The organism is Proteus hauseri ATCC 700826 (assembly GCF_001654965.1).
GTDB classification, from domain to species: Bacteria; Pseudomonadota; Gammaproteobacteria; order Enterobacterales; family Enterobacteriaceae; genus Proteus; species Proteus hauseri.
In genome coordinates this window covers 40,982-67,276 of record NZ_LXEV01000022.1, presented here as the reverse complement: position 1 = coordinate 67,276, position 26,295 = coordinate 40,982, and the positions used below count along the sequence as shown (strand labels likewise).

Here is a 26,295-nt window from a genome sequence, read left to right as displayed (position 1 = left end):
TTTCTTTATACTAAAATCAGCTTTCAATTACAAATGATTAACGGAAAAGATGAAAAAACTAACACTATTAGCATTGGGAATAATGTTTGCGCCTATCACTGTGGAAGCTTTAAATCCAGCGCAACCATTATCAAAGGCACCACCCATGAGTATATTTCAAGAATGGGCAAAACCTATTGATCCTTTTGAAATCGCACCAAAAGTTTGGTATGTCGGTACAAAAAATCTGACCTCTATTTTATTAACAACAGATCATGGCCATATTTTAATTGATGCAGGACTTAATGAAAGCGCATTGCAAATAAAGAAAAATATAGAAACCATTGGTTTTGATGTGAAAGATATTAAATACATTTTAAATAGCCACGCCAGATTGGATCAAGCGGGAGGAATTGCATTACTAAAAGAACTTAGTGGTGCAAAAGTTGTATCAAATAAAATAAATGCTCAACAATTAAAATTAGGCGGCGCTGAAGATTTTGCATTAGGTGATGCACTATTATTTCCACCAGTTGATACTGATATAGAATTATTAGATAACGAGTCGTTTGTAGTGGGTAATATTGTTATTACCGCTTTATTCACGCCAGGTCATTTACCAGGAAGTACATCATGGAAAATAACATTAAAGAATGATGATGTATTGATTTATGCGGATAGCTTAGCCACACCCGATTATTTTTTAAAAAATAATCTAAATTACCCTGAAATAGTTGAAGATTTAAAATATAGTCAAAATATTTTAGCTAATCAAAAGGTTGATATATTTATTGCTAGCAAAGGTGATAGATTTAATCTTGTTAATAAATTGAATAAACTAACTAATGGAGATAAATTTGCCTTTTATGACAGCGAGGGATTGAAAGAATATATTGAAAAATCAAAATTATCTTTAATAAAACAGCTGGAAGAATAGCGCTAAATCTTATTTATTAATATTGCCTAATTATTTTTTATTTTTATTAACTACTATTTATATTTCTTTATTTCTGTATAGGAACATTATGTCATTTAAACATATTGCAGCTACGCTGCCTCTTATTATTTCATCGCCACTAATGGCTGGTGATATTCAATTTGGATTGGGTCTAGGAATGGCCTCGGCTTATGAGGGTTCTAATAAGTATATTGTCACTCCTGATGTCATAGCGCAATATACAGCAACGACAGAGAGTTATGGTGTTTTTAGCATAGGAACCCAAGGTGCTAAGTGGCAATATAATCTCTTTGACAACCTCAATTTCGGAATAATTGGCAGTTATATGCAAGGAAGAAAAGAGGAAATAGGTTTTGCCGGTAATAAAAATAAAGATTTAAAAGGCATGGGAGACTTAAAAGGCGCAGCAGCAGCTGGGATTGAGTTAAATTATGTAATAAATAAAAATATTGTTTATATTAACTCTCTCACTGCACTCGGAAATAGAGAATATGGTGATATTAATGTTGATAATGCAACACGAATTGAGTTTGGTATAAATTCACATTTTGACTTAAATAATGATTGGTCAATTGATTCAAATATCTCAACGCGTTATGTAAATAAAAATTATAACCAAGCTTATTTTGGTGTTAGTCATCAGCAATCTTTAGATACTGAATTTACAGAGTTTATTCCTAAGGCAGGTTTTAAAGATGTGGGCGCTTTATTTGCTATTAACTATAAAATAAATAACGATTTTTATTTAAACTTCAAAAATGGAGGTTACTATTTATTAGGTGATGCCGCCAATAGCAGTATTACGCAACAAAAATATGGCCTAATAACTATTATCGGCTTGTCTTATTCGTTTTAATTTAAGTGTATACAATGAAAATTTTTAAGATATTTACTGTTATTTTAGCCGTATTAATATTATCCAGCTGTGTTGTTGGCCCTGGTTGGTATAAAGAGGGGGTGCCTTATGATGACTCTCAAAATACATTAGCGAAATGTAAGTTTGATATTGGGATTGCAAAAGTAAATTCTAACGAAAAAAACGAGCTTATTACAGAATGTATGAAGTCTCAAGGTTATAGATATAAAAACTATTCACATAGCTATTAAAACCCTCGCTATATTAGATAAAAAAGCTGTTTATTCATAGCAGCATAATCTATCAATATTAGAAAATAGGTTTATTGCTATTTAATACATTAAACCTATTTTATTCTTTTATTTCAGCAAGTTTTTCACTATCCAATATCGTTATTGATTTGTTCTTTAGCGTAATAATATTTATGGAAACTAAATAGGTTAATGCTCGATTTAATTGCCTAGTTGAAACACCTAACATAGCAGAAAGGGCATCTCTTTTTTCTAAGTGAAAAGATAATCCATTTTGCTGTGTTTTAAAAAGTAGATATCGACGTAGTTTAAATTCAACGCAATAGTGTGACTGAGAATGTAATATTGATGAATGATAAAGTTTTTTACTCAGCTGGCGACAAATAAACGTCAGAAACTCAGTGTTATGTAATGCTTTTTGTTGCACGATATTAAGTGGTAAGGTTAATAAATAGCAGGGGGTTATTGCTTGTACTGCACCGAAGTTTACTTGCTGATTATCTAAAAATAATTCTAAATCACCAATAACAGAAAATGCCTCTTCAAATGAAAATATAATGCGGTTGCCGTTTATTTCATATCGCTCAACTTGTAATTTCCCTTCAACCAGACAATATAAATGAGTCATCTGACTATTTTGAGTGAGTAAATATTCTCCTGCATTAATTTTAATTAATCTTAATGAAAATAAGAGATCATCAGAAAAACACAAATCTAGCTCGTGCTTTCTTATAAAATTATCTCGTGTTTTTTTCTCATTGATTATTTCCATGCTGTTGCTCTATGCCCAATTATCTTAGATTAAATATTACCGATAATACCATTTTGATAATAGGGCATATGTCCTTTTTCTAGTCTTTTTACCTTGGTAGAGTGATTTAAATTTCATCTTAGAGAAGAATATAATGAAACACTTACTTAATGATGTTGAAGCCTTTAATCCCACTATATGGCCTAAAGTTGAACTACATGTACATTTAGATACTTCTTTGAGCTATTTTTATGTTAAACAGATTTATCCTGATATGGATTTAGCTGAATTTAATCGCACCTTTGTCGCTACTGAACAATGTTTTGATTTAGGTGATTTTTTAAGTAAGATCACACCACAAATTGATATTTTACAAACTAAAACAGCAATAACATTAGCTGTTGATGATCTTTTCCATCAATTTAAAGCTGATAACGTTATTTATGCTGAATTAAGATTTGCGCCTTTATTACACACAAAAAACGGCTTAACAGCAAAAGAGGTCGTTGAAATTGTTATTAATGCAATGAACGCATCTGCTCAAAAACAAGAAATTCAAGCAAGATTGATTCTTTGTACGCTTCGCCATTTTAATAAAGCACAAAGTATGCAAACAGCTAAATTAGTGGTCGATTATCAACATAAAGGTGTTGTTGCCCTTGATTTAGCCGCAGACGAAGCACATTTTTCGTTAGCAAATCATATTGCCGCTTTTGATTATGTAAAAAAAGCAGGTAGTAACCTTATTGCTCATGCAGGTGAAGCGAAAGGCGCTGAAAGCGTAAGTGAAACATTAGATAAACTGCAAGTAACGCGTATTGGTCATGGTGTAAGAAGTATTGAAGATATGACCGTTATTGAAAAACTTAAAAATAATAATATTTTATTAGAGGTTTGTCCTAGCTGTAATATTATCTGCAATGTATACAATACGATAGAACAACATTCTGTCGATAAATTAAAAAAGAAGGGTGTTAAATTAAATATTAATACTGATGCTAGAACTGTAGCAAATACAACATTAAATAAAGAATATCAACTACTACATGATGTTTTTGGTTGGAATAAAGAGGATTTCCAACAATGTAATATAGACGCAATTGAAGCAAGTTTTATTTCTAAAGAGCTAAAAATTAGCTTAATCAGCAAGATCCGTAATGGAAAGTAGTTGAAGTGAAATAGATATTAAAAACGATACAGCTTGATAAATTAGCCCATATCGTTATTGATATAATGAGATTATTGCTACTCTTTAGTTTCATCTTTTAAAAGGTTAATAATAGTTTCTCTTAACCAGTTTAATGCGCTGTCATTATCACTGCGCTGATGCCATATCATTTGAAATTCTAAGGCTGGAATATCAAAAGGAGGTTTAAAAATAGAAAAATTTTCAATCATATCTTTAGGGATCGCTTTTTGCGCTATTGTAAGAATAAGATTAGTCTTCTCTAATAATTGAGGGGCTATCTGCCAATAAGGTACTGTAATAGCGATACGGCGCTGTTGATTAATTAATTGAAGGTGATGATCAATTTCATTGGCATCGAAAGGTTTCATACTAACTAATATATGAGGGTATGAAAGCCAATCAGTTAAGCTAATCGTTAATTTAGGATAAACCGATTTATCCATAACACTGACTAACTTATCCGTAAATATCGACTGAGAGCGCAGTGTATAATCTAATGAGTTAAATACTCCAAATGCAAGGTCTAAACTTCCTTCATGTAATTTACTTTGCATTTCTTCTCGACTGCAATGCCATATTTTAATATCCACATCTGGTGCATATGTACATAAATAATGAATTAATTTTATGGAAATAAGAGCCGCACCATAATCTGACATCGCAATATTAAATCGTCGCTGGCAATGAATAGGTTTAAAATCTTGCTGCTCAATAATGCCATCTAGCTGTATTAATGCTTGAGCTAATGGCTGATATAATGATTCGGCCTTGCTTGTTAATTGATATTGGCCATTATGACGAATAAGAAGGGGGTCTTGAAACAATTCTCTAAGATGATTTAAGGAGTGGCTAACCGCTGGCTGACTTTTATGTAGTAGCTCCGCAGCTCTGCTAACATGACGTTCTCTTAACAAAAAGAACAAAGTAACCATTTGATTTAAATCTAATTTTCTTAAGTTATTCACGCTACGAATACCACCTTATAAAATTGTTCATTTCCCAATGTTGAGACCGCTCACTAATATGATGCTAAATCATTATTGATAAAACATTAATCGTGAGGTTTTTATGTCAACTCTTTCATTATCAGGGATTTTACTCGCAATATTTGCACTACTTGCAGGTGCAGTTGTTCCAATTCAAGCCGCAAGCAATGCTATCTTAGCACGCCAATTAGGCCATCCATTATGGGCAAGTGCAATATCATTATTAGTCAGCATTATGGTTTTAATTCCGTTACTATTTATTTTTAAAGTACCAAGACCTAATTTTAGTGTAGAAATTTTTAGTCAACCAATATGGATCTGGTTTGGTGGTATTGCTGGTATGCTGTACCTTACTTCTGCATTAATTTTAGTCCCTAAAATCGGCAGTACGACCTTTTTTGTTATGGTTATTGCTGGGCAATTGATTATTTCAGCGCTTATAGAGCAATTTGGTTGGTTTGGTATGAACCAAAGCTCAATTCCATTAAGCAAGATTTTTGGTATTGGGTTAGTTATTTTGGGTGTTTTATGCGTCCAATTTTCAAGGAAATAATATTTTAAAACAAAAACATGTTGGTAAAATATAACTCAAGAATATTCACATAATATTACTGCCAATTATTGCTTTACAATCAGTTGGTTAAAATTGATGGACTAGAAATCCTTAATATTTCTATTATTTAATTTATATAGGGTATAGAGCCATGGAGAATTATAAATGACAAAGTTAAATTTAGAAATAACACATGAATCTACATTAGAATCTTATATAGCTGCTATTGGAGCAGCTATTTCTGATAGTTCTAGAGTTAAAATACTATGTGCTTTAATGGACGGAAGAGCATGGACAGCGACTGAGCTAAGCATAGTAGCGGAAATATCTGCATCAACCACAAGTAGTCATTTAACTAAATTAGTGAACAATCAGTTAATTACCGTAATTTCACAAGGAAAGTATCGTTATTTTCGACTTGCTAATGAAAGAGTTGCCAGTGTTATTGAAAGCATTATGGGATTATCTGTAAGTAATATCTCAAAAGCCAAAATTACAACACCATTAAATCTTAGAAAATCGAGAACCTGTTATAACCATTTAGCCGGTGAAATTGCGGTTAGTATTTATGATTCACTTTGCAAAAAAAAATGGATCACAGAAAATGGATTAGAAATTACAGTGTTAGGTTTAGAAGAGTTTAAAAAGATGGGCCTCAATTTTGAATTCAATAACTCAAGAAAAATTTGTTGTCCATGTTTAGATTGGAGTGAACGCCGTTTTCATTTAGGTGGACAAGTTGGAGTGCTTTTTTTTATGCACGCTGAAAAACAAGGTTGGCTTATAAGGCATCCAGGTCATAGAGAAATTACGATTAGTGCAAAAGGGCATAAGATATTTGCCAAGCATTTCGATATCGTGTAGTTAACTGGATTAACAACATCTTTATTAGTCCTCCGTCATATTCAATTTAACATAATATACATTATGCGAACCTTGATATCTAAATAGAGATAAGCACTAAAATCTCTAATTTGGGCTGGTTGATTATGTTAGTTCTTTTTAAATTAAAGCTCTTTCGCCAATGCTTTTTCTAGATCTCGAATATAAGCTTTTTGTCTTTTCTTCAAATACCACTTCATAAAGGGTTTTAATAAAATCTTTTTAGATACCACAACTTCAGTAAAGTCGATTTCAGTGACGCCATTATCAGAAGTAAAAACACCAATCCAATGACCTTTGATATTGTCATTTTCCATATCAAATTCCCATCGTTGATATGGCACTTTGGCTGTTACTGTAAATATAATGGAAAAACTATCTTTGGTATGTTCAATAAATTTATGATCGTTTATCACTTCAATAATTGCGGTAAACCCCAAAACTATTCTACCGCAATCGCTCAAAACCTTTTTGTAACTCTTTTTAATATTGCAGGTTCTAAACTTAACCAAGAAAACACACCTGCACCAAAAAAGAGGATCCCCAAATCATTTAAACCAAATACACCACATGCCATAGCACAGATGAAGTTATTAGCGACTGTTGGTAAATATAAAACGGGTGTTGTGGCCGCTTTAGGATATTCACCTTTCCACTGATAGCCAACTAACCAGCAGGCATAAAATAACTGTGCAATAGCCCCTACACTAAAAAGGATTAATGGCATAATAGAAAAATATGGATTTAATCCTATCGCAACTAAAACGGTCGTAGCAGGCAATAAACTAAAAAATCCGCCGGCGACAGGATGTTTTAACTCATCAATAATACTTTGTTTATTGCCGATAAATTTAACAAGAAAAAACAGTACTAAAGCCAGCCAAATAGCACAGCCAATGCCAATAAACCCTTCGCCAATATAAAAAGGATAGCCATGCTCTTGAGCCGCATATCGCCATGCCATGCCTGTTCCAATCATACCCAACACAACACCAAAATAACTTGAGGTAAATTGTGCCGAAAGGGATTTTATTTTATTTATTAAGATCATATTGCTATTTTCACCCTAATTATGATTATAAAAAGCAGTTACTAGATAATTTAATATCAAATAATAATACAATTTATCAAAATTATTTTGATAAAGTGCATTTAAAATATATGTTTATTGTTGTCATTTTAAGATTCTTTCACCCTTTGCTTCCCGATTATTCTGATGCCAGTAATAATACGATAGATATATCGTTATATTGTCCTTTGTTTTGGAGTTTATAAAAATGAATATCATGGCAAAAAAGTTGAGTTCACTTATCGTCGTTTTTGTAGTTCTTTTCTCTATAACCGGTTGCTCTAATATGAGCAAACGTGATCGTAATACAGCAATTGGTGCTGGTGCAGGCGCAGTGGGTGGCGCTATTTTAACTGATGGTAGCGCTTTAGGTACTATCGGTGGTGGTGTATTAGGTGGTGTTATCGGTCATCAAGTCGGTAAAAAATAACCCTATTTTCCATTTTTCTTGTGTTATGCTGGGTTTATATCACTATAAACCCAGCATCGAACTATTAAATGATGTGGAAACTATATAATTCATTTAGTGATTTAATCCGTATTTTTGCAACATTACTCTTATGTTACTTCTGCTTTCTTTTATCGCCTACAATTGCTATCGTCGCGATAAGTTATCTCTTTATTATGATGATATTTCTACGCAGTAAATTTAGAGTTCATAAATATCAAGTAAAAAAACCTATTTATTTCCCAGTTAAAAACAGATCAATATCTTAATATTGAAGATAAAAATATTTTTCATTAGTAAAGAACCCTATTTTTAGACTGATTTATTGCAAAGCATTTTTTTCAACTTGACTCTTTTTATCGATACCTTTCTACTTTCATTATTATAACGATTGAGGGTAATTAAATGATTATATTTATTACGGGTGCTTCTGCTGGTTTTGGTGAAGCTATCGCTCGCCACTTTATTAGTCATGGTCATAAAGTCATTGGTACTGCGCGTCGTCTTGATAAATTAAAACATTTGCATAAAGAGCTTGGCGAGCAATTTTATCCTTTACAACTCGATGTTACTGATAAAAAAGCTGTGGCTGAAATCTATTCACATCTACCGGAAAAATGGCAATCTATAGATGTATTAGTTAATAACGCGGGTTTAGCGTTAGGCTTAAATACTGCTGATAAAGCCAGTCTTGATGATTGGGATATCATGATCGATACTAATAACAAAGGTCTAGTTCATGTCACTCGCGCAATTTTGCCTTTAATGGTAGAGAAAAACCAAGGTCATATTATTAATATTAGTTCAACCGCTGCATCTTGGCCTTATATGGGGGGGAATGTTTATGGTGCAACAAAGGCTTTTGTTAAACAATTTAGCTTAGGATTGCGCGCAGATCTTCAGGGCAAGAAAGTTCGTGTAACTGATATTGAACCAGGCCTTGTGGGCGGTACAGAATTTTCATTAGTTCGCTTTAAAGGTGATGCCAATAAAGTTGAGCAAACTTATTCTGGTGCAAACGCATTAACACCAGAAGATATCGCAGAAGCCGTTTATTGGACTGCTACATTACCCGCTCATGTTAATATTAATACATTAGAAATGATGCCAGTAAGCCAGTCTTTTGCTGGATTAAGTGTTCATCGACAAAACTAAGCGCACTGAAAATTCATTTTCTGTTAAGAAATCAGATATAATTATTAGTATAGAATAGTCATTGACACTGTAGCCGCATTTATTTTTAGAGGATATCAATCATGATAAATATTTTTACCAAGAAAAAAGTAACTGGGACTTTATTGTTCCTCTCTTTATTCTTTGGTTTATCAGTGTCTTCTTTTTCTTCTGTTGCCTCAACAAATGTCACCATCAATGGCAATGGCTATGAAAACTCTTTAGATAAAGAGCAAGCAAGACAATTAAAAGAAGATTGGGATCAAAAACGAGACCTTCGTTCTCAAGTTAATGAGCGTGAAAAAATCGAATTTAATAAGCTAGATAAAGCAATTGATGAACGTGATGCATGTTTGAAAAGTGCCAATATCTATGCATATTGGGAATCAGAGACAAGACGCTGCTTAGATAGCAATACAGGCCGTCCAGTTAACCCATAAACTAAATCTGCGAAACAATGATGTTTTGCAATAAAACAAGGAGTGATTAATATGAAAAAATATCTATTTGCTGCCATGGTATCAATGTTTGCATTTGCACCATTAGCTGCTAATGCAGGTTGTGATGAAGTTGTTGATGCCATTCAACAAAAAATTGTAAACAATGGTGTACCTGCTGCTAACTTTACACTAGTTGTAGTAGAAAATGATCAAGTTGCACAGACTGAAGGTAAAGTCGTAGGTACTTGTGAAAATGACTCTAAAAAGATCATTTACACTCGTCATTAATCATTAAGATTTTTATGACTATATAAAATAACAAAGGGCGCAAATTTTCTTGCGCCCTTTTCAGCAATTAAATCTATAGCGAACCTATTGATTCTAAATCTACTAATGCTTTCTGTGCATTGCAATTACAATTTGCTGTCATTTTATATAAGCTAAAAAATAAAAACACCCAATGTGTTTCTTCATTAGGCGTTTAAAACGTAGCAAGTTATCGTAAAGTTCAGCGGAACAATTTACGCATACCTACCCAACTACTTATTTCTTTATAAATTCTTTATAGCTAGTAATATGCTATTCAATATTATTGAATTTAATCTTATCTATTAATTTAAGCTGGTTGAGCAATTTCTAGCTGACTTAAATCAAGATAACAAGAAAGGTCTCTTTCTTCAGGACGTAACAAATAAGGGATTTCACCAATTAGCGGCGCTTGAATATGCTGTGATAATCTTTCAACAATTTTCGCATAATAAGGTAATCCTGGGTTAATTCTATTAGCAACCCAACCAACTAATTTTAAGCCATCGTTTGCAATAGATTGTGCCGTTAAAATTGAGTGGTTAACACAACCAGGTTGAATACCAACAACCAATATAACAGGTATTTGCTCTTTAACGACCCATTCAGAATAAAAAGTTGTATCATCAAGCAAATAGCGCCAACCACCATTGCCTTCAATAACAACACATTCTGCTTTTTGGCTTAATTTATTTAATTCATTTGAAATCTGATTAAAATCAATTTCATTTTTACTTAAATAACAGTTCTCTAGCAAAATAGGATTAATTTCGTCGTAGCGAACTTCAACAGGTGAAGAGTTATGAATAATCTGTGCATCACGATTACGCTCACCCTCTACCGTTTCATGTGATTCGGTTGCGATAGGTTTAAAACCCACTGCTGTTGACCCGCTGCGATTTAATGATTGAAGAAGTGCTCGGGTTACAACAGTTTTACCTACGTTGGTATCTGTCCCCGTAACAAACAAACGTGTTAACATATAATTTACTTCCGTTATGACAGATAAAATCAGGTTCACAAAAAATGACAGAGATTAGAGTTTAGGGTAACACCGTTTCTTGTGGCTTGAGATAGCTCAATTTTTTGGTTAATTGCTATAAAATAGAGAATTCCGTCATGATCAATTGTCATATTTACAGATGCAAAACACTTTTTTTACGTTCTATTATGCTTATTTTATCCTTGCATTAATTCAATTAACAAAGAACCGTTATATAAAGCTTCTTTCACTAATGCAGCTGCAGGTAGCGTACCTTTATTACGAAGCTCAGTTTCTTCAATAATTAATGTTTGTGCATAACGAGGTAATACATGATTTTGAATATTACGAAGAAGTAAGGGAAAGAATATTGACTTAGCTCGGCAAAGTGGCGAACCAATTAATATTTTATGAGGATTAAAGGTATTTACCATAACCGCAAGAATAAAACCTAAGCGATCAGCAACTAAGTTAATAATCTCTATTGCTTGTGTATCACCCACTAAAATAGCATCGCACAACGATTCAACAGTAATAGGATAACGGTTTAACAACGAATCTGGATTTTTTGTCGCTAAGGCTTGTGCCTTTTTCAGCAAATAAGGAAGGGCTATTTCCGTTTCTAAACACCCTTTTGCACCGCAATAACAGCTATTTTGAGAATCGATAACTTTTGTGTGGCCAATTTCTACTGCACTGTGACTATTAGAATGTAGCGTTCTTCCGCTGGTGATCACCCCAGCACCAACGATATCATCGATAACGATTTGTAAAACATCAGTTGTTTTTTTAGCTGCACCATAAAGTGATTCAGCCATTGTCCATGCGGTTACATTATGCTGTAAAAAAACAGAAACACCTGTTTTTTTATGGATTTGTTCAGCGAGAGGAATATCTTTAACACAATAATAAGGTGAACTATGAATAATACCGCTTATTGGGTCAACAATTGCATTCATAGTGATACTAATTGCTGTTAAACGCTCAACATATGATTGATAACGTTCAAAAAATTTATCTATTGCACTTAAGAAATGATGTAGGAAATCTTCACTGTAACTTTTAGGAAAATCAAAGGTATCCTCAACGACTAAATTACTATCTAATTCACGTAAGCTAAATAACAAATTACCATCATTGATACGAATACAAAGAAAATGCCACCCGTTGCTCTCTAGTTTTAATCCAACAGCGGGCCTGCCACGAAAACCTAGGCCAGAAAATTCTGTTTCATGAATAAGATGTGCTTCTACTAATTCCCGGGTAATTTTAGTAATACTTGCAGGTGCGAGCTCAGCTTTTTTAGAAAGGGAAATCCGAGAAATTGGACCATGCTCATCAATTAACCGGAAGACAGCTCCCAGATTAAATTGTTTTACGTGATCAATATGGCTAGGTTGGTTCCCCATTATATGTCATCCTTAATAGAAGCCTTAATTAATTCACAGCTCCAAATAAATCTTTTTATCGATTATGTCGCTAACTTGTGATTGTTGTACAATACTACATAAAAATCAGATTCTAAAACACTGGCGGATCAAGATTTTTGATAATCAAAGATATTTTTCAATAATAATTGTGTCAATCTATTTGCGGCAGCAGGAATTGTTCTTTGTTTATGAGAGACTAACCAAACCTCAGAAAATGCCTGAGAGTTTGCAAAACGCAAGTAATGCACACCATCAACTTTCATCCGTGTAAATGATTCAGTTACAATTGATATTCCTAATCCTGCGGCAACTAACCCAAGAATAGTCATTGCTTCCCCAGCCTCTTGAGCTATTGTTGGCGTGATCCCCGATAAACTAAGCAGTTGAATTATTTCATCATAAAGCGCAGTACCGACATCACGTTCAAAAAAGACAAAGGGATATTGGCCAATATCATGAATATTCACGCCCGTTTCTTTATAAGCCAATAGAGGATGGCCTTCATACACAGCCAAAATAAAAGGTTCACGAAACAATAGCTGGTGGTGTAAGGTATCGGGCAACACCGTATTTCGCATAATACCTAAATCAATACGGCCTGTGACCAACGGTGGAATTTGTTGTTTTGTATTCATTTGATGCATATGAATACCAACTTCAGGATAGTTTTCTCTAAATTGACGTAAACTTAATGTCACTAAATGCATAAACGGAGTCGTCGACGTAAATCCTATCGAAATTTCACCCAACTCACCTTTTTCCATTCGAGATGCTCGCATTGCGGCAGCATTAACTTGCGCTAAGACTTGATAAGACTCCTTTAAAAACATTTGTCCTGCGGGTGTTAAAGAAACTGAACGATTTGTTCTTTCAAGCAATCTCGCGCCAATTTCATTTTCAAGCGCTTGTATTTGTTGACTTAAAGGTGGCTGAGAAATATTTAATCGTTCAGCAGCTTTACCAAAATGTAGTTCTTCAGCTACAGCAATAAAATAACGCAAATGCCTAAGTTCAATATTCACAATCCCTCATCATACAATCAATGATACTTTAAAAATATTATTCTTAATGATTAATATATTAGACAAAAAAATCAAATATTTCTAACATTGATACAAATCAAATTTAACTAATGGACGCTAAATTAATATGGATACGCAAGAAATAGGTAGAAAAAGTATAAAGCTAGATGCGGATATACCACTAAATGCACTGAAAGAAGAGTCCTCTCACTCTGTTAACCCTAAACATTATATTCAACGAGACGATGCACTTTATATAAAAGTGACAGTGTCATTTTTTATGGTCGGCCTAGCGACATTTGCCTTGCTCTATTTTGTTCAACCTATTTTGCCTGTGTTATCTGATGAATTTTCAATAAGCCCAGCAACAAGTAGCCTTGCCCTTTCATTATCCACTGCATTAATGGCATGTGGACTATTAATCACAGGACCTTTATCTGATGCTTTTGGTCGCAAAAATGTCATGGTGATCGCGCTTTTTTGTGCTGCATTCTTTACTTTATTAAGTGCCACCATGAATAGCTGGACAGGTATTTTGATCACTCGTGCACTAGTTGGTCTTTCCTTAAGTGGCGTTGCTGCGGTAGCAATGACATATTTAAGTGAAGAAATTCATCCTGCTTATTTAGCGCTATCGATGGGTTTATATATTAGTGGTAATTCAATTGGTGGAATGAGCGGTCGGGTAATAACAGGAGTACTAAGTGATTATTATTCTTGGCGTTTATCTGTTGTTATTTTAGGAATTTTTGCACTGTTAGCTGCCATTATATTTTGGAGAATATTACCTGCGTCGCAGCATTTTAGGCCTTCAACATTAAAACCACGTAACTTACTTATCACCACTAAATTACATTTTAGAGATAAAGGTTTGCCTTTACTGTTTATTGAAGGCGGGTTATTAATGGGCGGCTTTGTCACTTTATTTAACTATATTGGTTATCGTTTATTAGATGCTCCTTATTCCTTAAGCCAAACTACTGTTGGTTTAATTTCTCTGGTTTATCTTAGTGGTACTTATAGCGCTTCTAAAGCTGGATTATTAACAACTAAATATGGTTTAGGTAAAGTGTTTATTGCCGGTATTACTATGATGTTAGTTGGAATACTGATTACATTAGTAGAATTATTACCTGTCATTTTTATTGGGATGCTTATTCTTACCACGGGTTTTTTTGCTGCACATGCAGTCGCTAGTAGCTGGGTTGGACGTCGAGCTAAAAGAGGACGAGCTCAAGCATCATCGTTATATTTATTTACTTATTATGCAGGCTCTAGTTTAGCGGGCACTTTAGGTGGCGTATTTTGGGTTAACTTTGGTTGGCTTGGTGTGGGATTATTTATTGCATTTTTAATGTCAGCTGCACTATTAATTGCATTTCATCTGGATAAAGTGGCCCAATGATTTATCTAAAAGATAAATAGCGACTGATAATACAATTGCTAATTTGCATTACTATTTTTAAATAGTAGACCATGTTTATATCTATAAGAATAACCGACATGCCTATTATCAAACTTTTATCGCACGACCCTTCTTTTGGCTTACTTCTTTTTCTCTAATTTTAGAAGAAAACTGTCATTATCGAAACTAGGTCGTGGGAAATATATAGTAAACAAATGCCCACACCAATAATCTGATGATAAAACAAACCAAAATAGAACTAAAAACAACCAAACAAGCATAACCGTAAGAAATATGATGAGGAAAATGCCCTTTTTACCCAATACTGTATATATATACAGTATGCGGCTTTTATTTCAATTTTCCCCCTATTAAGCGATGTACTTAACTCTGTGGCTAATGTAATATTTGGAATTAAGACTAATTGTATGTTGTAACTAATAAGGGTAAGAATAATGAGTAAGTATGATTTGATAGCGCAATTTAATCACTGCTTTAAACAATTAGAAGATGAGATAAATATTTTAAATCAACATCTTAAAACGCTAACTTTATTACCTTCTGCTGTTTTCGAATTACCCGATGTGAGCAAAGATGAAGAACATGATGAAATCACGCAAATAACAGTATCTCCCTCTTATAATGAACAAGCACTTGAATTAGCCTTAAAACTAATTGCGAATTTATTTATTTACGATAATGCCCCACATATTAGCAGCAAACGAGCCGTTCGTTTACCTGGAGCTCTTTGTTTTAGCACCAGTAACAAGGAGTTTAAAGCGGTTGATGCCGTGGTTAAGCGTATTAATACACTTAAAAAGCAGTTATCTTTAATTGTGACAAAAGAGTCTGGCATTTCTAAGGAAGAACGATTTGATTTTGTTCATAATCAATTAAAAGGATTAATTACATTGAATGCCTATCGTACCCTCACCCTACTTTCTGATCCTGATACCGTTCGTTTTGGTTGGGCAAATAAGAATATTATTAAGAATTTAACCCGTAATGAAATACTCGCTCAATTAGGAAAAAGCCGTGAAGCCAATCGCGCTGTTCCACCTTATACCAGCGAGCAATGGGCTGAACGACTTGATAAAGAGATTATTACTCTTTCTCAGTTACCCGAAACTGCAAAATTAAAAATAAAACGGCCAGTAAAAGTGCAACCTATTGCCAGAGTTTGGTATTCAGAAATTCAAAAACAGGTTCAATATGCCTGCCCTCTACCTTTATTGGTATTTTACATCGATAAAGAGCAAGATTTTAAACCTGTTATCGGTGAGCTTTCAGATTACGATGTGGATAACATTCAAATCCGTCATCGCCCTAAAGCAAAAAGTTTAGAACTTATTATTCCAAGGATGCATTTATATCTTGAAAAATAGAGAGCCAATAGGCTCTTTCTATTTTGGTACTTATTGATATTATTGTTTTACAATTAACTTAATTGAACTGTCTTTGATAATAAGTAATAAATACTCGTGTAAATGAGTAAAATGGCTATCATCAATTTCTAGATTGATTGAAATTTTAATATCAGTCGTTAATGAAAAAATGACTTTTTCTCGACTTAATGTAATTTGCTTTATCGCATTAATTGTTTCGATATCAGATAAATGAGTCATAAATCCAATAGAATTATCAATATCTTCATCTTCTTCATCAAATCTTGAAAGAATTATAAAATGTTCAGGCGATACCGGGTCATCCCCTATTCCAATAATAGTGACATCGTCTTCAATGTAACAATTAACTTCCGTTGCCGTAAAAATAATGTCTTCATTCATATTTATTTATCCTAATATGATCTAAAAATCCCGCCATATTGACGGGATTGAGCATTTGACTATTCATAGCTAACAAGAGATTTTGCGCTCTTATTATTTCATGCTACCAACCATATCTTCTGGACGTACCCAGCTATCAAACTCTTCAGCAGTTAGGTAGTTCAGTTTCAATGCAGCTTCTTTCAGCGTTAAGCCTTCTTTATGCGCTTTTTTCGCAATTTCAGCGGCTTTATCGTAACCAATGTGCGTATTTAGCGCAGTGACCAACATTAATGATTCATGCAGTAATTTATTGATACGTTCGCGGTTTGGTTCAATACCAATAGCACAGTGTTCATTAAAACTACGCATACCATCAGCAAGTAAACGTACTGATTGTAAAAAGTTATCAATAATCATTGGGCGATAAACGTTCAGTTCAAAGTTACCTGATGCACCACCAATATTGATTGCAACATCATTCCCCATGACTTGGGCACAAAGCATAGTTAATGCTTCACACTGAGTCGGGTTAACTTTACCTGGCATAATTGAACTGCCTGGTTCGTTTTCTGGAATAGCGATTTCACCAATACCACAACGAGGGCCAGATGCTAACCAACGTACATCATTAGCAATCTTCATTAGCGAAGAGGCTAAGCCTTTTAATGCACCATGAGCATGAACTAATGCATCACACGTTGCTAATGCTTCAAATTTATTAGGTGCAGTCACAAATGGCTGACCAGATAATTCTGCGATACGTTTAGCAACACGAACGGCATACTCAGGATGTGTATTTAATCCTGTACCTACTGCTGTGCCGCCAAGCGCCAGTTCACAGACATGAGGAACAGAATTATCAATATGTTTAATACTATTTTCTAGCATCATAGCCCAGCCAGAAATTTCCTGACCTAAAGTTAATGGCGTCGCATCTTGCAGGTGAGTACGGCCAATTTTAACAATATCGTGGAAAGCTTCTGCTTTCTCTTTGAATACTTTCAGCAGTGATTTTAGTTCAGGCAGCAAATCCTGACGTAATGCAATAACAGCAGCGACATGCATGGCTGTTGGGAACACATCATTCGAACTCTGACTTTTATTAACATCATCATTCGGATGGATTTTGCGTTCCATGCCACGGATACCACCAAGTATCTCACTACCACGGTTAGCTAACACTTCATTCATATTCATGTTTGATTGAGTGCCAGAACCGGTCTGCCAGATTGCTAATGGGAATTCAGTTGGATGTTTACCAGCAAGAACTTCATCTGCGGCGGCAATAATTGCATCAGCACGTTCTTTTGGTAATAAGCCTAAATCCATATTAACACCCGCCGCCGCTTTTTTAGTTAAAGCAAGCGCGTGGATAAGTGCAACAGGCATTTTTTCTACTGAAATACGGAAGTGTTCTAGAGAACGCTGCGTTTGTGCTCCCCATAACTGGTCAGCTGGTACTTCGATTTGCCCCATTGAGTCTTTTTCAATGCGAGTGGCTGCCATTTCAATCTCCTTAAGTACACAGAATAATTGATTAATCCCGAATCACTTTATAGTAAATAACTCGGATACAGTTATCATGCCATATATAGAATAATAAATATGAGAGCTAAAGCGAGCTTATGAAATTTATAACAGAATGAAATCTGTTGATTTTTTTGATGAAATACGATTAGCGTACTTATTTCATCTTTCACGTTTTACTCTTTTCGCTATCTTATTTATACCCACACTAATTATATGTTTATATTAAACTGAAGAAATAGCAACCCATCACAATTAAATATCGTTTAAATCTGAAACTGATAAAATCAAGTGTATTTAACTAATATCTTATATTGATTAATGTCCATAATCATTTCGCTTTAAACTCATTACGTTAGCAAGTAACTAAGTAAGTTCTGATTGCGATTTTATTCCACTAAATCTATATTTACAGTTAATATAGATGGCGATGTATATATGCAGATTATCTATATCCAAATTTAGTAATATTTATCACCAATTTATCGGGTTGTTTAAGGGTTACAAAACAGCTTTTATAACGTACATCGCCAGATGTACATTGAGGATGGACTAGAATTATGAAGAAATCGCTTGTCGCTGTTGGTGTCATTGTTGCACTTGGTGTTGTTTGGACCGGTGCATCTTGGTACATGGGCAGCAAAATTGAGAGCCGCTTACAACAAGAAACAGAACGCGCAAATGTTCAGTTGGCTCAACTAGCTAAAGAAAACCAACTAGGCATTGATGTTAAATTAGAAGTTCGTGATTACAAAAAAGGAGTTTTTTCTTCTAATGCGAACTTAGCTGTTGTTATTACAAAAATTTCAGATCCAGATTCAGACCAAGCATCAGACAACAAACCTGAAGAAATCCTGATGGCGACTGATATCGCTCATGGCCCATTCCCTCTTTCTGATCTGGCAAAATTTAATTTAGCACCAAAATTAGCAGCAGTAGATAGTACTCTGGTTAATAACGAAACTACCAAAGAGCTATTTAAACTGACTAAAGATAAATCTATTGTTGGCTCTCATACCTCTTTAGGTTTTGATGGTTCTGCATCAGGTGAAGTCACAATCAGTGCTATCGATTTTGCTGAAGATAAAGACAAAGTTAAAACGACACCAATTACTATCGCGTTCTCTTCTGATAAAGATGCAACTAAAATTGCAACCTCGATCAAAAGCGATGAAATGATTATCACCAACCGTGATACTGAAGTTTTTACCATTAAAAATATCAATGGTACGATTTCAGGAACTAAAGTTAACAATGACCAATATCTGTTTAACGAGCAATCACTAAAACTTGCTGAAATTTCACATGTTAGTGATGATAAAGCGTCTAATTTCTCGCTAAAAGATATGTCTATCACGACAAAAAGTGATATCAAAGATAAACTGTTCTATGCCTCTCAATCTTATGATTTTAAATCACTCACTATCGGTGGCTTAGAATTTGGTGCAGGTAAACTTGCTTACTCTATTGATAAAGCAAATACAGATGCCATGTTGTTATTAACTAAAGCTTATAACAACTCATTGTTACCTTGGAATAAATACAACTACGACAGTTCAGATATGATTGAACAAGCTGTTCGTGATGTATTAGAAAAAGGTTTAGTTTTCCGTATTGACGATGCTTCTTTAACTAATACTAAAGGCACAACTAAGCTTAATTTTGCCATTGATCTTAATGCCTTTAGCATCAAAGATTTAGATAGCGTAAAAGACCCCGCTGAACTGTTTAATAAACTGTTTAAAAACATCAAATTAAACGTTGATTTATCAATGCCAATGTTAACTGAGTTCCGTAACACAACTCAGTATCTGGATGCGGCTCGTTATCAAGAAACGGCACTGACTGATGCTGATAAAGCAGAAATTCAGAAAGAAACGACTGCGGATATTGAGAAAATCAAAACTGAGTTACAACAAAACATCAATCAGATGTCTCAAGATGAGAAAAATGCATTACCTCTGATGTTGCTTTCTAAAGATGGTAACGCATTGAATCTAAGCCTCGATTATGCAGCTGATAAATTTACCATGAATGGTAAATCTTATAGCTTCAATGAGTTTATGGAAGTGACTCAAGCGCCTCAGATGTTAGGTCTGATTGGTATGCTAATTGGTGCGGGTTCTTCTTATGGTGATTATGATGAATCAGATTATTCAGAATACCCAGAAGCAGAATCTGAAGAAATGACTGAAGATCCAGCCATTCTTGAAGAAGAAGAAATTGTTATTCCTGAGCAACCTGCACAAGCTCAATAATTTTATTTCTTATCAGTTAGTTTGAACTAAAAAAACACCCCATCAGAAAATAATATGATGGGGTGTTTTAATATTCACACCAACGACTTAATTACATCAACACCCACTACAGTCTTTTTTGTGCCCTGCATCATCATTACAACAAGAATCTATTGTTTTATTAATAATTTCAGCAAGTTTATTTACTGTCGATATAATTGCAGGGAGTTGTTCACAAACATAACTACAATTTGGATGCTCTGTATCAGGATCAGGTAGAACAGGTGGCAGCAAGCTATCACAGAAAATCTCTTGTAAAACTAATACAAAATTGGCAATCCCGGTGGTGTAAATATAAGAACGCCCTCCAGTCTGTGTCGCTAACCGAACGTATTCTTTGGTTATATTGTCTTTTGCTGCCATAGATGGAAAACGGTCAATATTTGTAGGACTATCATCCGGCGTACCTTGATAGGTATGCACCTTAATACCTTCCGTTCTTGCTACTAAAATCGCTTCATTATTTTTAGTGATCGCTGCTTTAGTTAAAACCCCCCCACCGCCTTCCATTCCTTCATCACCTAAAACAAAAATAGCGCGACGAGCACCATCACGCCAATCAAAGAATTTACTGACATCAATAACCGCGCGACATAAATCTTCTTTATTACCCGCGTGATCGCGCCCATCAGCTTCTTTAAATGGCTTTCTCGCCTGTAGTTCACTGGCATCAATACCTTGTGCAATTAAATAATCACTTACCGACTGATCAAATTTAGTACCATCCCAAGTACCTTCAATACCAAGGAATGTAACTCGAAGGCTTGATGGACAAAGTCCTAATGCCTTTTGAATAGCCGCATCAATTTGATTACTCAAATCTGCTGATTCATCAGACATTGAACCACTAGTATCAATCACAACCACTAAATCTAACGCAATAGAACCATTCCCCGTCACAACTTGAGAGCCATAAGTTGTATTTGTTGATGTAGGAGGAATAATTGATGTTTCTGGCAATTTAGCCGTAGATTTACTTGTTATATCATCATTTTTTTCAATTTCATTATCTGAAGTATTATTCATAATAATCCTTTATTTTGTTTAATTAACTATAGATAGTTATTCTTTATAAATAATTAAAATTATTTAAAAAATTTAATGCGCGAATATTATTAATGATTTTTCATTAAATTTAATCCACAATTAATAAAAGAGTTTTTATTTTTTATATTTAACTATAAATAATTATCTTATTTAGATCCCTGTTTAAAATAAATAACTCATAAAAAATATTATTTATATATTAATGAATAGCTATATTATTTCTAACCTTCCTTCTATCAAACAAACTGATAGCTTACATCAAAAAAAATGATAAGTTTATTTATTAGCAAATATTCTGATGTTTCAATTGGATTGATAATAAACGTCAGTTATATTGAAAAATGCAGACAATAAATGAGTCGAAAAATAAATTTAATGGTATCTACTTGATAAATATTAATAAAAACAATTAAATTTAGTATTAAAAATAGACAATATTAATTGTATTGATGGTGAATAATATAAAAATAGCTCATAATAATGAGCAACTATTTATTATTACCTCAATTAAAAGAAAATCACTTAAAACGATAGATTTTCATTATTATTATTAAAAAGGAAAATAACGCGTGATTGACACACAGTTGCCTTTAACCGATTTACACCGTCATTTAGATGGAAATATTCGTCCACAAACTATTTTAGATTTAGCGCAACAACATAATATTGCGCTGCCTGCTTATGAATTAGAAGCGTTGCGCCCTCATGTGCAAATTACTAAAAATGAGCCAAGCCTAGTCAGTTTTTTACAGAAACTTGATTGGGGTGTGGCTGTATTAGCTGATTTAGATGCCTGTCAGCGTGTAGCTTATGAAAATGTGGTTGATGTTGTTAATGCAGGAATCGACTACGCAGAATTACGTTTCTCGCCTTACTATATGGCAATGAAACATCAATTACCTGTTGAAGGTGTGGTAGAAGCAATAATTGACGGTGTTCAAAGTGCCTTACAAACTCACGATGTAGATGTTCGTTTAATAGGTATTTTAAGTCGTACTTTTGGTGAAGATGCTTGCCAACAGGAACTTAACGGATTATTGCAACATCAAGATAAAATTACAGCGCTTGATTTAGCGGGCGATGAACTAGGCTTTCCAGGGCACTTATTTTTACCTCATTTTAATCGTGCGCGTGATACCGGTTGGAATATTACTGTTCATGCCGGTGAAGCCGCGGGTGCTGAAAGTATTTGGCATGCAATTAAAGAGCTAGGTGCAACACGTATTGGCCATGGCGTTAAAGCAATTGAAGATCCTCGTTTAATGGATTATTTAGCCGAGCACCAAATTGGAATTGAATCTTGCTTAACCTCAAATATTCAAACTAGCACTATTAGTTCACTGGCAGAACATCCATTAAAAACCTTTTTAGCTCATGGCATTTTGGCGTCATTGAACACAGATGATCCCGCCGTTGAAGGTATTGAATTAAAACACGAATATAACGTTGCAGCACCAGCAGCTGGTTTAACACCAGCGCAAATTCGTCAAACGCAAATTAACGGATTAAAAATGGCGTTTATTAGCCAAGCTGAACGTGAAGCGTTAATTAAAAAAGCAAGTTTGCGTTAATATTTTAAATTAAAAATACTCGCTAAATTAATTCAAACCACTTGTCTAACCGGTGGTTTTTTATTTCTATTTAATAATAAATGGAAAATTTTATCGTTCTTAAGCTAAAATAAAATCTTAATATCTTTTTTAGTTAGGGAATTGATATGTGGAACATTCATCCTACTCGCGGTCAATATCAATTATTATCACAATATTTATCACCGTTAGAAGCCGCAATTGAAGTCGGATTTCTTCAATCAGAAGGAATAGATGCCATTCTGTTAGATGAAAACATTATTTGGAATAATCAAATGTATGCCCAAGCAATGGGTGGTGTAAAATTACTGGTTAATCAAGAAAATTTTTCAATAGCTCAAACTATGCTAAATGAACTTCAGCAAGGAAAACATGCGATTAATGAACAACGAGAACTCTCTACAAGTCATTTAGATACTATTGTAAAAAACAATAAAGAAGATTACTTGAATATGTTTTTTGTTTTTTTGATTTTTTTTGTATTTGGTTTAGCTATTCCGTTTAAATCACAACAGAAGCCTTTATCGAATATACAAGATAAATAAAGTAATCACTTATTTATCATATAAAAAAGCACCGACTTATTTTTAAATCGATGCTCAATAATCAATGTGTATAATAAAAAATATATTGTTTATTATACAGCCACCAGCATAAACCTATTTATTTTCTGTTTTTTTTCCTTGATTCGCATAACGCTGGGCTAATACCGCACAAACCATTAATTGAATTTGATGGAATAACATTAATGGTAATAACATAATACCCACTGTTGCCGCAGGAAATAATACATTCGCCATCGGCACACCATTGGCAAGACTTTTTTTAGAACCGCAAAAAACAATCGTTATTTCATCGGCTTTATTAAAACCAAGCAATCGCGCACTATAAATATTAATCACAATAACTATCGCCAATAGTACACAGCTCACAACCGTAATAGTTAATAGCGACCAACCGTCTATTTTATGCCAAATACCTTCAACAACCGCCTCACTAAATGCCACATAAACCACGAGTAAAATAGAGGAACGATCTGTTCGATTTACTAATTTTTTATGTTTATCGACCCAACGTCCAATTAAAGGGCGAGACAAATGCCCGATAATAAACGGTACCATTAATTGCAGTAAAATAGATTGAATTGCACCCGCAGTATCAAAGTCTTCAGCAGAACCTTGAGTCTGCATTAAAAAACCCACCAGAATGGGTGATAGAAACACACCTAGAATACTTGAAGCTGATGCACTACAAATTGCGGCTGCAACATTACCACCAGCAACAGAAGTAAAAGCTATCGCAGATTGAACCGTTGCAGGCAGTGCACAAAGATATAAAAAACCCATATAAACAGTTGGTGACATCCACTCAGGTACAATGACTTGTAATCCTAATCCCAGGATCGGAAACAGAATAAAAGTACTTGTAAAGACAGTAAGATGTAATCGCCAATGACCTAACCCCGCCAATATTGCTTCTCGAGAAAGCTTGGCACCATGCAAGAAAAATAGCAGCGCTATCGCCCCTGTGGTGAGATATTGAAAAATCACTTTGATATCGCCTTGTGCTGGTAATAGCGTTGCCAGTGTTACCACACAAATCATTATCATTAGAAAAGGATCAAGTTTTAGTTTTTGCCACCAAGACATTAGATTTTGCGCTCCTTTTTACTTATAGCGTAATAGTTTGTTTTAAACGATTAGAAATTTCACCCGCTTCAATCAGGCGCATAATTGCTGTTGCTTGTGCTGGCGTAACCGGATTTTCTTCACCTAATGTAATAGCACGATAAATTTGATCGTAATAAGCAGAATAATGACCAGCAAGTGTAGGAATTGTCGTTGTCGCTAATTCACCTGACTCACCCAATGTAGTGAGTTCACCATCATTAGGATCCATTCCCCAATTATACATTTCTGTGGGTAGATGGCCGATCTTTAGCGCATCTTCTTGAGTATCAAGACCATACTTCACATAACTCCCTTTTGTACCATGAATAGCAAAAATAGGCGTTTGAGCAGCAACAAGCATGGAGGCATGAAGAACAACTTTAAGATTGTCATAATCTAATAGAGCATGAAAGTAATCTGCATTTTTAGCATTAGGACGTAATTGAGCAATTTCTGCGGTAATCGCTTTAGGTTCACCAAATAAACAAATAGCTTGATCTAAAAGATGAGGTGCTAAGTCATACCAAAGCCCACCACCTATACCGGCATCTTCTCGCCAACGTTGACGAACAGTGGGTCGAAAGCGATCAAAATGAGCTTCGTAAGCAGTAACATCCCCTAATACTTTATCCGCTAAAAGTTTTTTAACCGTTAAAAATCCTGAATCCCAACGACGATTATGAAAAACAGATAAAAGCTTTCTTGCTTCGGTGGCTTGTTGAGTTAGCTTTTCAGCTTCTCCAAGCGTTAACGTAAAAGGTTTATCAACAACAACATGCTTACCTTTTGCCAGTGCCTGAGAAGCGAGTGAATAGTGCGTATCGTTGGGTGTTGGAATAACAATCAGGTCTAACGAAGGATCATCAAGTAATGCCTGCGAATTGGCATATACCGTCATATCAGGAAAATCTTGTTTAACTTTATTTTCATCAGAACTTGAAATTGCACTAAGATGCAAACCTTCTGTGGTTGTTATTAATGGCGCATGAAAAGTTTTACTTGCATAGCCATAACCGATGATCCCAACATTAAGTTTATCTGCCATTACCCCATCCTATTTTTTATTTTGTATTGCTTTTTCTGTTAACTAAAAATCACTTTACCTTTTACAGCTAAATAAATAATAACAAAGTTTGTGATAATATCGCGTTTAGTTGCTTGTACCCAAATAGAGATATTTAATTAATGAAATTAAAACCTAAGTTAAACTCTGATTATCCTTCTTCATCAAGAGCGCCTATTACTGGTTGGTTACTTGCGCCCTTGGCTTATATGCTTTTATCGATTATAGGCTCAGGGTTGATGTCTGTACTGTATGTAATAAAATATTTTTCAGACTTTTCGATTCTCCACCAGCTTCCTATCCACTTAATGTCTAGCTGGTATCTTTCTGCTTTAACGACTTGGGTGATGTTTGCCTTTACTCTTTATTTAATTAGGCAATTTTTTTATCGCGCAAAGAATTTCCCTCGCTTATTTATTATCTGGCTGATGATAAATCTGCTGCTCGCAATTAAAAGTTTTGGTTTTGCGCCTGTTGATGATCAACTTGCCGTAAAATCGCTTTTATGGTCTGTGGCATCGACGGTCTGTTTTGTTCCTTATATTAAGTACTCCAAGCGTGTTCGTGAGACTTTCACACAAGATCGATAACTTCATACATTTCAGCTTGATATTATACTCGCCCGTTTAGCCTCATTATTTTATGAGGCTTTT

Annotated in this window: 28 protein-coding genes; 16 read left to right on the top strand and 12 right to left on the bottom strand. The window is 34.4% G+C overall.

Annotation, left to right across the window (positions count from 1 at the left end; all coding sequences use genetic code 11):
* Positions 1 to 49: 49 nt before the first annotated feature.
* The 3 genes from M997_RS09465 to M997_RS09455 all read left to right on the top strand — a co-directional run bounded on the left by M997_RS09465 (position 50) and on the right by M997_RS09455 (position 2,044).
* Positions 50 to 916, top strand: coding sequence for an HARLDQ motif MBL-fold protein (locus tag M997_RS09465; RefSeq protein ID WP_064719878.1), 867 nt, complete (start codon positions 50 to 52; stop codon positions 914 to 916).
* Positions 917 to 1,004: 88 nt separating this feature from the next.
* Complete coding sequence (locus M997_RS09460; RefSeq protein WP_064719877.1) at positions 1,005 to 1,793, top strand: MipA/OmpV family protein; 789 nt, start codon at positions 1,005 to 1,007, stop codon at positions 1,791 to 1,793.
* A gap of 14 nt (positions 1,794 to 1,807) precedes the next feature.
* Positions 1,808 to 2,044 carry a hypothetical protein gene (locus M997_RS09455; protein WP_064719876.1) on the top strand — a complete coding sequence of 79 codons (237 nt, stop codon included), beginning with the start codon at positions 1,808 to 1,810 and terminating at the stop codon, positions 2,042 to 2,044.
* 100 nt (positions 2,045 to 2,144) lie between these two features.
* On the opposite strand, the gene M997_RS09450 is transcribed toward M997_RS09455, so the two are convergent.
* Entirely contained in the window at positions 2,145 to 2,816 is a 672-nt protein-coding gene (locus M997_RS09450) for a Crp/Fnr family transcriptional regulator (protein ID WP_064719875.1), read from the bottom strand.
* Positions 2,817 to 2,949: 133 nt separating this feature from the next.
* Here M997_RS09450 and add (M997_RS09445) point away from each other — a divergent pair, with 133 nt between their 5' ends.
* The gene (gene add, locus M997_RS09445) at positions 2,950 to 3,963 is read left to right on the top strand and encodes an adenosine deaminase (RefSeq protein ID WP_064719874.1); all 1,014 of its coding nucleotides are present in this window, start codon (positions 2,950 to 2,952) and stop codon (positions 3,961 to 3,963) included.
* 77 nt (positions 3,964 to 4,040) lie between these two features.
* On the opposite strand, the gene M997_RS09440 is transcribed toward add (M997_RS09445), so the two are convergent.
* Complete coding sequence (locus M997_RS09440; RefSeq protein WP_064719873.1) at positions 4,041 to 4,949, bottom strand: LysR family transcriptional regulator; 909 nt, start codon at positions 4,947 to 4,949, stop codon at positions 4,041 to 4,043.
* Positions 4,950 to 5,052: 103 nt separating this feature from the next.
* On the opposite strand from M997_RS09440, the gene M997_RS09435 reads away from it, so the two are divergent.
* A complete protein-coding gene (locus M997_RS09435; RefSeq protein WP_064719872.1) occupies positions 5,053 to 5,523 on the top strand; it encodes a DMT family transporter in 471 nt (156 codons plus the stop codon).
* A gap of 165 nt (positions 5,524 to 5,688) precedes the next feature.
* Complete coding sequence (locus M997_RS09430; RefSeq protein ID WP_064719871.1) at positions 5,689 to 6,387, top strand: ArsR/SmtB family transcription factor; 699 nt, start codon at positions 5,689 to 5,691, stop codon at positions 6,385 to 6,387.
* 143 nt (positions 6,388 to 6,530) lie between these two features.
* Here M997_RS09430 and M997_RS17475 read toward each other — a convergent pair whose 3' ends face one another.
* Both M997_RS17475 and M997_RS17470 read right to left on the bottom strand, forming a co-directional pair.
* Positions 6,531 to 6,845, bottom strand: a complete 315-nt coding sequence (locus M997_RS17475; RefSeq protein ID WP_156510818.1) for an SRPBCC family protein — start codon at positions 6,843 to 6,845, stop codon at positions 6,531 to 6,533.
* Positions 6,846 to 6,865: 20 nt separating this feature from the next.
* Positions 6,866 to 7,456, bottom strand: a complete 591-nt coding sequence (locus M997_RS17470; protein ID WP_064719869.1) for an SLAC1 family transporter — start codon at positions 7,454 to 7,456, stop codon at positions 6,866 to 6,868.
* A gap of 226 nt (positions 7,457 to 7,682) precedes the next feature.
* On the opposite strand from M997_RS17470, the gene osmB reads away from it, so the two are divergent.
* The 4 genes from osmB (at position 7,683) to M997_RS09400 (ending at position 9,823) form a co-directional block, all read left to right on the top strand.
* Positions 7,683 to 7,904 carry an osmotically-inducible lipoprotein OsmB gene (osmB, locus tag M997_RS09415; protein WP_064719868.1) on the top strand — a complete coding sequence of 74 codons (222 nt, stop codon included), beginning with the start codon at positions 7,683 to 7,685 and terminating at the stop codon, positions 7,902 to 7,904.
* 423 nt (positions 7,905 to 8,327) lie between these two features.
* Positions 8,328 to 9,077 carry a bifunctional NADP-dependent 3-hydroxy acid dehydrogenase/3-hydroxypropionate dehydrogenase YdfG gene (gene ydfG, locus M997_RS09410; protein WP_064719867.1) on the top strand — a complete coding sequence of 250 codons (750 nt, stop codon included), beginning with the start codon at positions 8,328 to 8,330 and terminating at the stop codon, positions 9,075 to 9,077.
* Positions 9,078 to 9,178: 101 nt separating this feature from the next.
* Positions 9,179 to 9,535, top strand: a complete 357-nt coding sequence (locus M997_RS09405; protein WP_064719866.1) for a DUF1283 family protein — start codon at positions 9,179 to 9,181, stop codon at positions 9,533 to 9,535.
* A gap of 51 nt (positions 9,536 to 9,586) precedes the next feature.
* The gene (locus M997_RS09400) at positions 9,587 to 9,823 is read left to right on the top strand and encodes a DUF1161 domain-containing protein (protein WP_064719865.1); all 237 of its coding nucleotides are present in this window, start codon (positions 9,587 to 9,589) and stop codon (positions 9,821 to 9,823) included.
* Positions 9,824 to 10,151: 328 nt separating this feature from the next.
* Here the strand turns inward: M997_RS09400 and bioD are convergent, their stop codons facing one another.
* The 3 genes from bioD to M997_RS09385 form a co-directional block, all read right to left on the bottom strand.
* Positions 10,152 to 10,823, bottom strand: coding sequence for a dethiobiotin synthase (gene bioD / locus M997_RS09395; RefSeq protein WP_064719864.1), 672 nt, complete (start codon positions 10,821 to 10,823; stop codon positions 10,152 to 10,154).
* Positions 10,824 to 11,020: 197 nt separating this feature from the next.
* Positions 11,021 to 12,232 (bottom strand): sugar metabolism global transcriptional regulator Mlc, encoded by a 1,212-nt coding sequence (mlc, locus tag M997_RS09390; RefSeq protein ID WP_064719863.1) that lies wholly within the window; start codon positions 12,230 to 12,232, stop codon positions 11,021 to 11,023.
* Positions 12,233 to 12,360: 128 nt separating this feature from the next.
* The gene (locus M997_RS09385; protein WP_064719862.1) at positions 12,361 to 13,275 is read right to left on the bottom strand and encodes a LysR family transcriptional regulator; all 915 of its coding nucleotides are present in this window, start codon (positions 13,273 to 13,275) and stop codon (positions 12,361 to 12,363) included.
* Between the two features lie 127 nt (positions 13,276 to 13,402).
* On the opposite strand from M997_RS09385, the gene M997_RS09380 reads away from it, so the two are divergent.
* Entirely contained in the window at positions 13,403 to 14,680 is a 1,278-nt protein-coding gene (locus tag M997_RS09380) for an MFS transporter (protein WP_064719861.1), read from the top strand.
* A gap of 455 nt (positions 14,681 to 15,135) precedes the next feature.
* Positions 15,136 to 16,065, top strand: a complete 930-nt coding sequence (gene tus / locus M997_RS09375) for a DNA replication terminus site-binding protein (protein WP_064719860.1) — start codon at positions 15,136 to 15,138, stop codon at positions 16,063 to 16,065.
* A gap of 39 nt (positions 16,066 to 16,104) precedes the next feature.
* Here the strand turns inward: tus and M997_RS09370 are convergent, their stop codons facing one another.
* A complete protein-coding gene (locus tag M997_RS09370) occupies positions 16,105 to 16,467 on the bottom strand; it encodes a hypothetical protein (protein ID WP_064719859.1) in 363 nt (120 codons plus the stop codon).
* A gap of 93 nt (positions 16,468 to 16,560) precedes the next feature.
* Positions 16,561 to 17,955, bottom strand: coding sequence for a class II fumarate hydratase (fumC, locus tag M997_RS09365; RefSeq protein ID WP_064719858.1), 1,395 nt, complete (start codon positions 17,953 to 17,955; stop codon positions 16,561 to 16,563).
* Between the two features lie 581 nt (positions 17,956 to 18,536).
* Between fumC and M997_RS09360 the strand changes: the two genes are divergently transcribed.
* Complete coding sequence (locus M997_RS09360) at positions 18,537 to 20,234, top strand: YdgA family protein (RefSeq protein WP_064719857.1); 1,698 nt, start codon at positions 18,537 to 18,539, stop codon at positions 20,232 to 20,234.
* A gap of 96 nt (positions 20,235 to 20,330) precedes the next feature.
* On the opposite strand, the gene M997_RS09355 is transcribed toward M997_RS09360, so the two are convergent.
* Positions 20,331 to 21,299 (bottom strand): hypothetical protein, encoded by a 969-nt coding sequence (locus tag M997_RS09355; protein WP_064719856.1) that lies wholly within the window; start codon positions 21,297 to 21,299, stop codon positions 20,331 to 20,333.
* Positions 21,300 to 21,889: 590 nt separating this feature from the next.
* Between M997_RS09355 and add (M997_RS09350) the strand changes: the two genes are divergently transcribed.
* The gene (gene add / locus M997_RS09350) at positions 21,890 to 22,891 is read left to right on the top strand and encodes an adenosine deaminase (protein WP_064719855.1); all 1,002 of its coding nucleotides are present in this window, start codon (positions 21,890 to 21,892) and stop codon (positions 22,889 to 22,891) included.
* Between the two features lie 146 nt (positions 22,892 to 23,037).
* On the top strand, positions 23,038 to 23,454 hold the full coding sequence (locus M997_RS09345; RefSeq protein ID WP_064719854.1) for a hypothetical protein: 417 nt from the start codon (positions 23,038 to 23,040) through the stop codon (positions 23,452 to 23,454).
* Between the two features lie 114 nt (positions 23,455 to 23,568).
* Here M997_RS09345 and M997_RS09340 read toward each other — a convergent pair whose 3' ends face one another.
* Both M997_RS09340 and M997_RS09335 read right to left on the bottom strand, forming a co-directional pair.
* Positions 23,569 to 24,558: a bile acid:sodium symporter family protein gene (locus tag M997_RS09340; RefSeq protein WP_064719853.1), complete on the bottom strand. Its 990-nt coding sequence runs from the start codon at positions 24,556 to 24,558 to the stop codon at positions 23,569 to 23,571.
* A gap of 22 nt (positions 24,559 to 24,580) precedes the next feature.
* Positions 24,581 to 25,624, bottom strand: coding sequence for an oxidoreductase (locus M997_RS09335; RefSeq protein ID WP_064719852.1), 1,044 nt, complete (start codon positions 25,622 to 25,624; stop codon positions 24,581 to 24,583).
* A gap of 140 nt (positions 25,625 to 25,764) precedes the next feature.
* Between M997_RS09335 and M997_RS09330 the strand changes: the two genes are divergently transcribed.
* Positions 25,765 to 26,232, top strand: a complete 468-nt coding sequence (locus M997_RS09330; RefSeq protein WP_064719851.1) for a DUF2569 domain-containing protein — start codon at positions 25,765 to 25,767, stop codon at positions 26,230 to 26,232.
* Positions 26,233 to 26,295 lie beyond the last annotated feature (63 nt).

What these genes read in the sequence shown, in the direction of transcription:
- M997_RS09465 (WP_064719878.1), top strand. Translation starts at nt 50, where the DNA reads ATGAAAAAACTAACACTATTAGCATTGGGAATAATGTTTGCGCCTATC.
- M997_RS09460 (WP_064719877.1), top strand. Translation starts at nt 1,005, where the DNA reads ATGTCATTTAAACATATTGCAGCTACGCTGCCTCTTATTATTTCATCG.
- M997_RS09455 (WP_064719876.1), top strand. Translation starts at nt 1,808, where the DNA reads ATGAAAATTTTTAAGATATTTACTGTTATTTTAGCCGTATTAATATTA.
- M997_RS09450 (WP_064719875.1), bottom strand. Translation starts at nt 2,816, where the DNA reads ATGGAAATAATCAATGAGAAAAAAACACGAGATAATTTTATAAGAAAG.
- add (WP_064719874.1), top strand. Translation starts at nt 2,950, where the DNA reads ATGAAACACTTACTTAATGATGTTGAAGCCTTTAATCCCACTATATGG.
- M997_RS09435 (WP_064719872.1), top strand. Translation starts at nt 5,053, where the DNA reads ATGTCAACTCTTTCATTATCAGGGATTTTACTCGCAATATTTGCACTA.
- M997_RS09430 (WP_064719871.1), top strand. Translation starts at nt 5,689, where the DNA reads ATGACAAAGTTAAATTTAGAAATAACACATGAATCTACATTAGAATCT.
- M997_RS17470 (WP_064719869.1), bottom strand. Translation starts at nt 7,456, where the DNA reads ATGATCTTAATAAATAAAATAAAATCCCTTTCGGCACAATTTACCTCA.
- osmB (WP_064719868.1), top strand. Translation starts at nt 7,683, where the DNA reads ATGAATATCATGGCAAAAAAGTTGAGTTCACTTATCGTCGTTTTTGTA.
- ydfG (WP_064719867.1), top strand. Translation starts at nt 8,328, where the DNA reads ATGATTATATTTATTACGGGTGCTTCTGCTGGTTTTGGTGAAGCTATC.
- M997_RS09405 (WP_064719866.1), top strand. Translation starts at nt 9,179, where the DNA reads ATGATAAATATTTTTACCAAGAAAAAAGTAACTGGGACTTTATTGTTC.
- M997_RS09400 (WP_064719865.1), top strand. Translation starts at nt 9,587, where the DNA reads ATGAAAAAATATCTATTTGCTGCCATGGTATCAATGTTTGCATTTGCA.
- bioD (WP_064719864.1), bottom strand. Translation starts at nt 10,823, where the DNA reads ATGTTAACACGTTTGTTTGTTACGGGGACAGATACCAACGTAGGTAAA.
- mlc (WP_064719863.1), bottom strand. Translation starts at nt 12,232, where the DNA reads ATGGGGAACCAACCTAGCCATATTGATCACGTAAAACAATTTAATCTG.
- M997_RS09380 (WP_064719861.1), top strand. Translation starts at nt 13,403, where the DNA reads ATGGATACGCAAGAAATAGGTAGAAAAAGTATAAAGCTAGATGCGGAT.
- tus (WP_064719860.1), top strand. Translation starts at nt 15,136, where the DNA reads ATGAGTAAGTATGATTTGATAGCGCAATTTAATCACTGCTTTAAACAA.
- M997_RS09370 (WP_064719859.1), bottom strand. Translation starts at nt 16,467, where the DNA reads ATGAATGAAGACATTATTTTTACGGCAACGGAAGTTAATTGTTACATT.
- fumC (WP_064719858.1), bottom strand. Translation starts at nt 17,955, where the DNA reads ATGGCAGCCACTCGCATTGAAAAAGACTCAATGGGGCAAATCGAAGTA.
- M997_RS09360 (WP_064719857.1), top strand. Translation starts at nt 18,537, where the DNA reads ATGAAGAAATCGCTTGTCGCTGTTGGTGTCATTGTTGCACTTGGTGTT.
- M997_RS09355 (WP_064719856.1), bottom strand. Translation starts at nt 21,299, where the DNA reads ATGAATAATACTTCAGATAATGAAATTGAAAAAAATGATGATATAACA.
- M997_RS09345 (WP_064719854.1), top strand. Translation starts at nt 23,038, where the DNA reads ATGTGGAACATTCATCCTACTCGCGGTCAATATCAATTATTATCACAA.
- M997_RS09340 (WP_064719853.1), bottom strand. Translation starts at nt 24,558, where the DNA reads ATGTCTTGGTGGCAAAAACTAAAACTTGATCCTTTTCTAATGATAATG.
- M997_RS09335 (WP_064719852.1), bottom strand. Translation starts at nt 25,624, where the DNA reads ATGGCAGATAAACTTAATGTTGGGATCATCGGTTATGGCTATGCAAGT.
- M997_RS09330 (WP_064719851.1), top strand. Translation starts at nt 25,765, where the DNA reads ATGAAATTAAAACCTAAGTTAAACTCTGATTATCCTTCTTCATCAAGA.